We start from the raw sequence: 10,732 nt of genomic DNA on the forward strand, positions 1-10,732 counted from the left end.
GGTTCAATTTTTCGCCGATCCATCCAGCGCCTGACCACCGAATCGCCATAGCCCCAATTTTGAACCATCCCAAACGATTTTCAAAACAGTCGTCTCCCCGTATACCGCATCAGGGATGGCTATATGGTTTTATAGGGTTTACAGGTCGTCCGGATTGGCAGTTGTATCTTATACCGATCCGTTTCCCCCGCTCCCCATGCAAGCCGTGCCCGCCGCTTCGATTGTGCGTTTGATATAATACATTTTCGTTGGTTACGATCCTGGCTTCTCTGACCGATGCTTATGCCCCTTCCGTGGATCGCCAGCGGTGAATGATTGCACGTGATATCGTTCAGGAGTGAGAATGATAAAGAAAGGTCCCATGAAATTGCCCATAACCGGCCTTCAGGCGGAACGGTCCGTTTGAAGGCCCGTGGTACTTATTACGAAGGGCTCAATGGCGACAAGAGAATGGCTTTGGCCATACAAAGAAAAAGGAGATGTAAAAATGGTAATTGTGGGAACCATCAAATTCAAGCCGGAAACGGCCAAGGATATCGGAAAGCGTTTTATGGAACTGGCGCCGGTGCCAGATTACATGAAGCTGCTCGGACCTTTCGTGAAAGCAAAAATGGACGGGACCCATGGGCTGGAAATTTTTGAAGTGGACGAGTCCAAGCTGGCCTTGGCAATGGAATATGTGTCCAACCGGTATATTTCCTTCTACGGCATACCGGATTTTAACTTTACCGCCGAGATCCACTACAGTGCCCAGGAAGCATTGAAGATGGTAGGCCTGGCCTAACCCCGCTGCACTCGGGTCCGGCAGTGTCCGGTATACGCACGCCGGATGCTGCCGGACCACCCGTCTTGTTCAGACCGCCGGTTCATCGATTTTACAGAACATCTTCACATCCGGGCTCTGCTCCTGCCTGCGCCCGTATTCCGGGCGGCTCTCCTGAACGAACCCCAATTGACGGTACAACGCTTCCAGGCGGGGGTTGTTGGTCAGGGAGATAAAGCGATTGTAACCCTGAGCGTTCATCAAGGCCATGAAAGATTTTACTGTATGCACACCCACCCGCTGGTTGCGAAAACGGGTGGAAATGGCCAGAGCGCCCATTTCCACGGTCTGCGCATCGATGATTTTCTGCTCTAGACAACCCACCACGATGCCGTCGATGGCGGTAACGTAAAACCGGTGCCGGTTTTTTTTCAGGTAGGCTTTGGTGCGCGGTTTCAAAAAACCCGAACGTTTGTACATCTCAAGAATACGGTGAACGATGGCCACCTCTTCGTCAGTTTGCACCTGACGGAACGATTCCTGGAAGTTGTTGGCGATGAGCGTGCCCGCCCCTTCCACGGTAAAGAGTTCGTGCTTGATGGCGTTTTTTCCCGCCGCCAGGATGTGAATACGGTCACACTGCCCGGCCTCGATCTTGCGGCAGATGCACGCCATGGCCCCCTTGAAGTTGACGTTGGCGATCAGGTCGCCGAAATCCGCCAGGGATTCGCGAACCCGGCCGGTGGTGATGGCGTTGATCTTGTTCGCCTGGCGGTCGATGAGATAACGCCGCTCCAGGAAAATGACCTTGAACATGGATGCTTGATGGTTGAGCACCGCATCGTAAAAATCGATCTCCGGAGGCACCCGGACCATGCCGGTAGCCGGCAGCCGCTGCGCCAACTGGGTAATCAGCTTCTGGTTGGCAAAACGGTTGGGCATGTTGTGGAGCAAGACGGTCAGGGCGCCGTGGCGAACCAGGAATTTGATGTCGGTGATGATATCCTGGAAATGATCGCGCAGAATACCCTCACGGCAGGCAATAAAGACCTCTCTGCCGGCAAGTGCCCGCGCGTATTCTTTCAGGTAAAGTTTTGGCATGGCGGATACAACCGGTGATTCCAGTTTTTATGAAGTCAACATTTTTCTATGAATCGTGCCCAGGGCCGCTGATGAATAGACCTGATCCGTGTCCGTCCAGAAATGGTAGTTTTTGGTTCAGGCCAAGGCCGCAACGATGGTGAAACCGCAGGCGTAGCATCGCTGCGTCGAGGATATCACCAGAGTGAGAACGCCGGCCCGGGCCGAAAATGCCATTTGTGGATGGACGCGCCTTAAAAATCGTGAATGCCAGTATAGCTCTCCGGCGTAATCGCCAGCAGTTCCTTCTTGACACCCTCGGCCACATCCAGGGTGTCGATGAAGGCGACAATGGCGGCCTGGTCGATTGCCGCGTGGGTGCGGGTAAGGGCCAGCAGGGCCTCGTAGGGTTTGGGGTAACCTTCGCGCCTCAGCACGGTCTGAATGCCTTCGGCCACCACGGCCCAGTTGTTGTCGAGATCTTTTTTCAGGGCGTCTTCGTTGAGGATCAGATTGTCCAGCCCCCGCTTGAGCGATTTCAGGGCGATGAGGGTGTGGCCCAGCGGCACCCCGATGTTGCGGGTCACCGTGGAGTCGGTCAGGTCCCGTTGAAGCCGGGAGATGGGCAGCTTGGCCGAGAGGTGACCCAGCACGGCGTTGGCAAGGCCAAGGTTGCCTTCGGCATTCTCGAAATCGATGGGGTTGACCTTGTGGGGCATGGCCGAGGAGCCGATTTCACCCTTTTTGATGGTCTGTTTGAAATAATCCATGGAAATGTAGGCCCACAGGTCCCGGCACAGGTCCAGCAAAATGGTATTGATCCGCTTCACGCCGTCGAAAAACGCGGCCATGTGGTCGTAGTGTTCGATCTGGGTGGTTACCCGGGAGCGATGCAGCCCCAGCCCTTCGTTGACCAGCCGGTTGCCGAATGCGATCCAGTCGATGTCCGGATAGGCTGCGTGGTGGGCATTGAAATTCCCCGTGGCGCCGCCGAATTTGGCAGCGAAAGGCACGGTCTCCAGCAGCTTCATCTGTTGGGTCAGCCGATCCACGAACACGTAGATCTCCTTCCCCAGCCGGGTGGGCGACGCGGGCTGGCCGTGGGTCCGGGCCAGCATGGGCACTGGCTTCCATTGTCGGGCCTTGGTCGTCAGGTCGGCCACCGTCGCTTCCAACACCGGCAGCATCACAGCCTGCCAGGCCTCCTTCAGGGAAAGGGGCACGGCCGTATTGTTGATGTCCTGAGAAGTGAGGCCGAAGTGGATGAATTCTTTGTAGGCGGACAGGCCCAGCCGGTCGAAGATGCCTTTGACGAAATACTCCACTGCCTTGACATCATGGTTGGTGGTCTTTTCGATCTCCTTGATCGCGGCCGCGTCTTCCATGGTGAAAGCTTGACAGGATTCTCGCAGACGATCGAACACCGCCGGTTCGATATCCGCCAACTGGGGCAAGGGCAGCCGGCAAAGGGCGATGAAGTATTCGATTTCCACTCGGACCCGGTAACGGATCAAGGCTCCTTCGCTAAAATAGTCGGACAGGGCGGCGGTGGCCCTCCGGTAGCGGCCGTCCACTGGGGAAACGGCGGTGAGGGGAGATAGTGTCATCGGGCCTCCTCAATCATACGTGGAATGATAGTCTAAACAAAAATCTTTTTAGTTTCATCGATGGTCGAACTTCTTCCGATCCAGGCCGCTTATAGAAAAATGGTCCGGCAATGTCAAACGCGGCGAGCGAACCGCAGAATGTCCAATGCCCAATCTCGAAGGTCCAAGGATTGAATCGCTGCGCGATGGCAATACGATAGAAAGACAGGCTCTCATCTTTCGATATTCTGCGGTTCCTTATCCGACATTGGATAATCGTATTTTCTGTTTGGTTGCGTTCGGCGTTTGCCGTTCAACGAATCACCGTCCCCCTGCCAACAGTGCCTGCAACATCGTCTGCCGCTGGCTGGTGTCCTGGTTTCTCACCGCCATGGCCATGGCTTTGCGGGTGCCCACTAACACCGCCAGCCGTCGGGCACGCGTCAGGCCGGTGTACAGGAGATTTCTGAAGAGCATCTTGAAATGCTGGGTGAGCACCGGAATGATGACCACTTCAAATTCGCTGCCCTGGGATTTGTGGATCGTAATGGCGTAGGCCAGGTCCAGTTCAACGATGTCGTCCCGTTGATAATCCACCGTCCGGCTGTCCGGAAAAAAGGAGACCGTGCAGGTCAGTGCCTGGTTGTCGATCCGAACGATTTCGCCGATGTCGCCGTTGTAGACACCCAGGTCATAGTTGTTCCTGCGATGGATGACCCGGTCTCCGGTTCTGAAAAACCGTTCCCCGACTTTCAGCTGGTGTTTGCCCTCTGACGGTGGATTGGCCGCTTCCTGAATCATCGTATTCAGGCTCATGGTGCCGAGACTGCCGCGTGTCATGGGGGAAAGAATCTGGATTTCGCGGCCCGGGTAATATTTGGGGACCCACTCTACATACAACCTCCTGACGACGTCGGACGCCGACAGACCATGGTGAAGCGAAGACCAGGGGTGGATTTTTTTCAGGACGGAAACCAGTTCTTCGACTCGATTGCCGGCCTGAGCCACCTGATCCAGATTGATGTGTTCGAATTTCCTGGGAATGGTCAGTTCTTTCTCGTACGGGACGACCGGCTCGTTGATTCGAAACTCATAAAGATTCTCTTCTGCTCCCGCCGCCGTGGCGGACAGACGCGCATCATAATACCGTTTCACCCTGGATACAAAACGCAGCTGCTCCCCGGTGGCTTCATCCGAATCCATGAAAAAGCAATCGGCACCGTTGGTCCATATCTCCGGTCTTTTAAACGGCGAATCGATGTATGGCATGTCGCCCTGATTGATTTCATGAGCGTAGTTGATGATCAGGGACTGTTCCGCCTGCCTGAAAATCCGGGTCAATCGGAAGCAAGGGACCCTTCCCGAAGCGATGACATCCCGCAGGACATTGCCGGCACCCACCGAAGGCAGCTGGTCGGCATCACCGATTAAAAGGACCTGAGCCCTTTCCGGAACCGCCTTGAGCAGGGATGCCGTCAGGCTGATGTCCAGCATGGAGCATTCATCCACGATCAGAAAATCCGCATCGAGGGGATTCTCTTCGTTTTTCTTGAACCGGCCCAGCTGCCATTCCAGCAGCCGGTGGATGGTCTTCGATTCCTGGCCGATGACATCGGTCATCCGCTGTGCCGCCCGGCCAGTGGGCGCTGCCAGCAGCACCCGCGCGTTAAGGGATTCAAGCAGTTTTACCAGGACAAGGGTCGTGGTGGTCTTGCCCACCCCGGGGCCGCCGGTCAGCACGGAGAATTGCCGGCCCACGATACCCCGGACAGCCGCCGCCTGCTCGTCACTCAAGCGGATGCGGCTGGTGCTGCAGTAGTTGCCAATCCAGCGTTGCACCCGATCCATATCGATGGGAACCGACCCGTCCATACGTGCGATTTTTCGAGCCACATATAACTCGTCGAAATAGAGCGTTTTTGAATAATAACAACGCTCGGTGCCCCCTTGGGGATTCTCGCGTCCACGCAGCATCAGCAGACCACCGGCCTGCATCTCATCCATCAGCGTAGGTAAGCGGTTTCCCACGTCCAAAGCCAGCAGATCATTGGTCTGGGACCTTATTTGCGCTTCGGTCAGGTAGCAGTGACCGAAGTCCCTACTGGAGGCCAACACGTGGCTGACCCCCGCCATGATTCTCTGCCGGCTGTCGGTTTCCAGACCGATGCTCAGGGCAACCTTGTCCGCTGAAAAAAAACCGATCCCGTATAGATCCCTGGCCAGCCGATACGGGTCTTCGGTGACCGTGGCGATGGCCTGGTCCCCGTATGCCTTAAAAATCCGGACAGCATAGAGCGTGCTGATCCCATGGGACTGCAGAAACATCATGACCTCGCGGACGGCACGGTGTTCGATCCAGGCCGCGCTGATGGTCTCCAGTTTTTTTTCTGCAATCCCCGGAACCTCAGTGAGCCTGTCGATGTCCCCTTCGAAAATGTCCAGCGTTTCCTTGTCAAAATGCCTGACGATCTTTTTGGCCGTCTTGGGTCCGACACCTTTGATAAGCCCCGATCCGAGGTACTTCTCCAGAGCGGCGCTGGTGGCCGGCTTGAGCTCTACGGCACGGGTGGCGTTGAATTGCCGGCCATATTTCGGTTTGACTGTCCAGGCACCGATAAATTCCATGGTCGCACCGGCAAAAACCCGGGTCTGGTGAACAATCACGGTCTGCGGCTGGTGGGAGTTGTCGAACGGCAAAACGCGTAGGACCGACCAACCGTTATCGGCATTGTGGTAGGTAACACGATCCACTACCCCGCGAAGCCGTTCGGGGATGATGCCGGTTAGATGATTGGAAGGTGCTTTCTTCAGAATCATGCGGTTTGAGATTTTGTATTTTGGTCTTCGTTATTTATTTATCATTCGGCGATGGTTATTTATTGACTTGAAATCCACGCGGGCAACCGGATTTCCGAGGGTTTCAACTTGTCGGGGATGTAGCATTTGATGTCGATCACCGGCGTGTCGTTGCGGGCGTCGATCGCGTCGATGCGGATCATGTTCCCGGTGACGGATACCACCCGGCAAGTCGACAAGCCGAGCAGGTTAGGGCGAACCGGGGCATGTGTGGCAAAAACACCTGTAAGTGGGTTTGAGGGGTTTTTCATCGGGCGCACCTGGAGCCGGCGGCGGTCATCGGGATTGTCGTTTTCATGAAACCAGTAGCAGACGATGATGTGCGAAAAACCTTCCAGCCCCACAAGGCCGTCCTGGAAAGCGGGGTCGATGTCGATGCGGACGGCATCGTCTTTTTTACGAATCCATCCGATGGGATGCACCTGAAATGAGTCGCTCATGGCGGTCTCCTCGTAAAAGGGTGAAGAAAGGTTTCATACAATCAACTTGCAACCCGATGATCAAGAACTATATTAAAAAGGTTGCACTTGATTAACCCGCTGTAATTAAATACACTTATTCTCATGGGTTATATTTTCGATTTTCATGATGCCAAGCGCTACCACCAGTGGATGCTAAAGCGCAGAAACCGCTTTGCCGCCGACCTGGAGAGCCGCCTCATGCTGGGGATGCTGGATCCGGTTGCCGGTGAGTCGGTGCTGGACATCGGTTGCGGCACCGGGGCCTCGATCGCACCGCTAATGGAAAAGGGCCTCGACGTGACAGGCATCGATCCTTCCCCCTACATGCTCGACATCCTGTCCACAACAGTGGGCAATCGCGTCTCCCTGTATCGCGGGTTCGCCGAAGATCTTCCCTTTGACGATAATTCTTTCAACCATGCCTGCCTGTTTACCTGCCTGGAATTTGTGGATAACCCGAAAAAAGCCCTGGCGGAGGCCTTTCGGGTGGCTAAGGACCGGGTGTTTATCGGATTCTTGAACCGCTATGCCCTCACCGGCATCGGCCGGCGGGTGCAAGGCATATTCACCCCGACCATTTACAACCGGGCCAACTTTTTCAGCGTCTGGGAAATCAAGAGCATGGTCCGGGAACTGATGGGACCGGTCCCGGTGTGCTGGCGCACTGTCTGCCAGTTTCCCGGCCCCTGGGGAGCCTGGATGAAGCAGATCGAAGGCTCAGGCCTGGTCCAGCGTTTCCCTTTCGGCACCTTCGCCGGTATGGTCGTTACCCTGGTACCACGGTTCCGCACGCGTCCCCTGGCCATCCGATACCAACCCAAAAAAGTTGGCCGCATCGCAGCCGGTGCGGCCGGCTGTTCCGGTATGGCCCCATCCAACGGTTTTGACGATTCCCCACAATAAACCGGTGGGAGATGCGCTCGCCCTTTCGATTTAATAATTAACCGAATTGGGTGAGAATCATTTGACAAATGATTCAAATAACTGTTTAAACTAAATAATTCCATTTTCGGGCAAACGGTACCCTTGGCCGGGGAAAAATCCCGAAAGGAAAGGAGCCCGCCCCCGATGGAAGCCTGGCTCTACGAAACTCTGCAAGACCAGCGGGTCCGATGCCGGCTGTGCAGCCATATGTGCGTGATCGGCAACGGCAAACGGGGAATCTGCGGAGTGCGGGAAAACCGGGGTGGCATCCTGGAGACACAGGTGTACGGCCGCCTGATCGCTGCCGGTGACGACCCTATCGAAAAAAAACCGCTTTTCCACCTGATGCCCGGCAGCCGTTCTTATTCCATCGCCACGGTGGGCTGCAATTTCAAATGCCGGTTCTGCCAGAATGCGGACATCGCCCAGATGCCGGCGGACCGGAACGGTATGGTGATGGGAGATGCGGTGACACCGCAGCAGGTGGTGGATACCGCCGTGCGCAGGGGATGCGCCAGCATCGCCTACACCTATACGGAGCCGACGGTTTTTTTCGAGTTTGCCTGCGATACGGCGCAATTGGCCCACAGTCAGGGGATTAAAAATGTATTCGTCACCAATGGGTACATGAGTGCCGAGGCGCTGCAGCGGATCAGTCCCTGGCTGGATGCCGCCAACGTGGATCTGAAAGCCTATAGCGACGAATTTTACAAACGGCAGTGCGGCGCCCGACTGGAACCGGTCAAGGAAACCCTGCGGCGAATGAAAAGCCAGGAGGTCTGGGTGGAGGTCACCACCCTGATTATTCCCGGGCTTAACGACGATCCCGGGGAGCTGTCCCGGCTGGCAACCTTTATCGCCACGGATCTGGGCGTCGAAACCCCCTGGCACGTGAGCCGTTTTCACCCCACTTACCAACTGACGGATCGGAGCTCGACGCCGGTGGAGACCCTCATTCTGGCCAGAGACATCGGAATTACGGCCGGACTGAAGTATGTCTACACGGGCAACATTCCCGGACAGGGCGGCGAGGATACCATCTGCTCCGGTTGCGGGCAAACCGTTATTGCCCGCCAAGGGTTTCATATCACGGACAACCGGATGCGAAAGTGCCGTTGCAGCGGCTGTGGGACGGTCATTGACGGCATCGGGATGTAAGGAAAACCATGTCAACCATCGGGAAGCTTAATCTGGATCATCTGGTCGGCCAGCAGGTGGGCACCTCCGTGCTGCTGAAGAAGATCGGGCACGGCGCCATGTCCGCCGTTTTCGTAGCTTTCCAGAAAACGCTTAAACGGCAGATTGCCGTCAAGGTCCTTCCCAAATCCCTGATGACGGAAAAAACCGCCGCTTTTTTCCAGCAGGAGGCCGAATCGGCAGCCATCCTGACGCACCCCCACATCATTCCCGTTTATGAGGTCGGCGAAACAAAAGACTTCCTCTTTTTTACCATGCAGCTGGTCAAGGGCAACGAATTATCCTACTTTATCCGCCGAACCCAGAAAAATATCGTGCCTTCCAAACGGTTTATGCCGCTGCCGACCATTCTTTCCCTGATGCTGAAAATCCTCGATGGCCTGGCGTATGCCCATGACAACGACATCGTGCACCGCGATATCAAACCGGACAACGTCATGATCGAAGGACATTCCAAGCGACCGCTGATCACCGATTTCGGTGTGGCCCGGGTCTCCCGAACCACGAGCAAAAGTGACCGGCTGTTATTGGGCACCCCGATGTATATCGCGCCGGAACAAATTTTGTCGGGCACCGTCGACGGTCGTGCGGACATGTACAGCGCCGGGGTGATGATGCTCGAAATGCTCATGTCCAAACTTCCCTACCCTCCCTACCGGACGGCCATGGATCTGCTCAAGATGAAGCTCGGGTTGAAAGACCGAATCTTCCGGCAGCGGCCATCCGAGGTCCACCCCGTGGCCAACCGAACCTTGGATGAAATCCTGTTCAAAGCTTTGGCCTTTGACCGGGATAAGCGCTTCCCCTCCTGTCATGAGTTTGCATCGGAACTGGAACGATTTTCGAAAAAATTGATGATATCATCTTCAGCCAGATGAGGACACCATGCCATTAGACGCCGCGACGAAAAACCAGCTCTCCCAATTCGGACGAACCATTGCCCTGTTGTTCAATCGCTCCATGATGTATCAGCCCAACCACCCGTTTGTGGAACAATCCATCGACATGTTCTACGATGGCGCCTTAAGCCTGTTGGACATCATCTCTCCCCTGGTATTTATTCTCAACCGCGAGGAGTTTTTCGTGGATGAAGAGCCTCTGGACGCCCGCCTCAATGTGGGGCGTTTAGTGATGCTGTTCAAAAATAACGGCCTCCAGTCCATCTCCATCGAACCCGGTCTTGAGAAACGGGAAATCAAGGTTTTTCTGGAAGTGTTCGGCGATATCACCAAATATAACGGCGCCGAGGGATTCAAAAAAGCCATCTTTGCCCGCGGGGTATCCAGCATCAAGGTTAACCACGTGCGGTTTAAAAAAGTGACCGACGATGATGAGGTGATTTCCCGTGATGCACTAAAAGATCTGACCCCCCAGATGATGGCTGCAGAAGACGAGGCCAAGACCCGCAAGATGTTCATGGACACGCTGCTGGAAAGCGTGCTGACCGAGGAGTTCGCCAAAACCCTGAACATCGAATCCCTCATGGCCAATCCAGGCGCCGTGTCCGAGAACATGATCCAGGCGGATCTGGAGAGTGTTTCAGCAGAGGTTAAAGGCGCGGGACCGGGTGACGGCAGCGGCACCGGGGATACTGCCGGCGGATCAGGTGAAGGACCCGGGACTGGAGGTGACGGCACTGGCGGGACAGGCACCGACCGTGGAACCGGAGAAGGCGGAGGCACTGGAGCGGGGGATGGCGGTGGTACCGATGGAGCAGGTACCGGAGGAACGGGTACCGGAGGAACGGGTACCGGAGGAACGGGTACCGGAGGAACGGGTACCGGAGGAACGGGTACCGGAGGAACGGGTACCGGAGGAACGGGTACCGGAGGAACGGGTACCGAAGGAACGGGTACTGGAGGAAC

At 55.8% G+C, this 10,732-nt stretch carries 9 protein-coding genes; 5 read left to right on the forward strand and 4 right to left on the reverse strand.

What is annotated here, in order from left to right; translation table 11 throughout:
• Window positions 1–487: 487 nt before the first annotated feature.
• Entirely contained in the window at window positions 488–784 is a 297-nt protein-coding gene (locus tag QNK41_RS11815) for a hypothetical protein (protein WP_319257041.1), read from the forward strand.
• A 69-nt stretch (window positions 785–853) separates the two neighbouring features.
• Here the strand turns inward: QNK41_RS11815 and QNK41_RS11820 are convergent, their stop codons facing one another.
• The 4 genes from QNK41_RS11820 to tsaA form a co-directional block, all read right to left on the reverse strand.
• Window positions 854–1,864: a GNAT family N-acetyltransferase gene (locus QNK41_RS11820; RefSeq protein WP_319257044.1), complete on the reverse strand. Its 1,011-nt coding sequence runs from the start codon at window positions 1,862–1,864 to the stop codon at window positions 854–856.
• Window positions 1,865–2,097: 233 nt separating this feature from the next.
• On the reverse strand, window positions 2,098–3,450 hold the full coding sequence (gene purB, locus QNK41_RS11825; protein WP_319257047.1) for an adenylosuccinate lyase: 1,353 nt from the start codon (window positions 3,448–3,450) through the stop codon (window positions 2,098–2,100).
• Between the two features lie 300 nt (window positions 3,451–3,750).
• Window positions 3,751–6,246 carry an AAA family ATPase gene (locus tag QNK41_RS11830; RefSeq protein WP_319257051.1) on the reverse strand — a complete coding sequence of 832 codons (2,496 nt, stop codon included), beginning with the start codon at window positions 6,244–6,246 and terminating at the stop codon, window positions 3,751–3,753.
• 59 nt (window positions 6,247–6,305) lie between these two features.
• Window positions 6,306–6,725 (reverse strand): tRNA (N6-threonylcarbamoyladenosine(37)-N6)-methyltransferase TrmO, encoded by a 420-nt coding sequence (tsaA, locus tag QNK41_RS11835; protein WP_319257053.1) that lies wholly within the window; start codon window positions 6,723–6,725, stop codon window positions 6,306–6,308.
• A 123-nt stretch (window positions 6,726–6,848) separates the two neighbouring features.
• Here tsaA and QNK41_RS11840 point away from each other — a divergent pair, with 123 nt between their 5' ends.
• The 4 genes from QNK41_RS11840 to QNK41_RS11855 form a co-directional block, all read left to right on the forward strand.
• A complete protein-coding gene (locus QNK41_RS11840; protein ID WP_319257056.1) occupies window positions 6,849–7,649 on the forward strand; it encodes a class I SAM-dependent methyltransferase in 801 nt (266 codons plus the stop codon).
• A 165-nt stretch (window positions 7,650–7,814) separates the two neighbouring features.
• Window positions 7,815–8,828, forward strand: a complete 1,014-nt coding sequence (amrS, locus tag QNK41_RS11845) for an AmmeMemoRadiSam system radical SAM enzyme (RefSeq protein WP_319257058.1) — start codon at window positions 7,815–7,817, stop codon at window positions 8,826–8,828.
• Between the two features lie 8 nt (window positions 8,829–8,836).
• Entirely contained in the window at window positions 8,837–9,745 is a 909-nt protein-coding gene (locus tag QNK41_RS11850) for a serine/threonine-protein kinase (RefSeq protein WP_319257062.1), read from the forward strand.
• A gap of 7 nt (window positions 9,746–9,752) precedes the next feature.
• On the forward strand, window positions 9,753–10,732 hold a 980-nt coding region (locus tag QNK41_RS11855), incomplete at its 3' end, for a hypothetical protein (RefSeq protein ID WP_319257065.1).

Origin of the sequence: Desulfosarcina sp. (assembly GCF_033791525.1) — a bacterium.
Taxonomy (GTDB): Bacteria; Desulfobacterota; Desulfobacteria; order Desulfobacterales; family Desulfosarcinaceae; genus Desulfosarcina.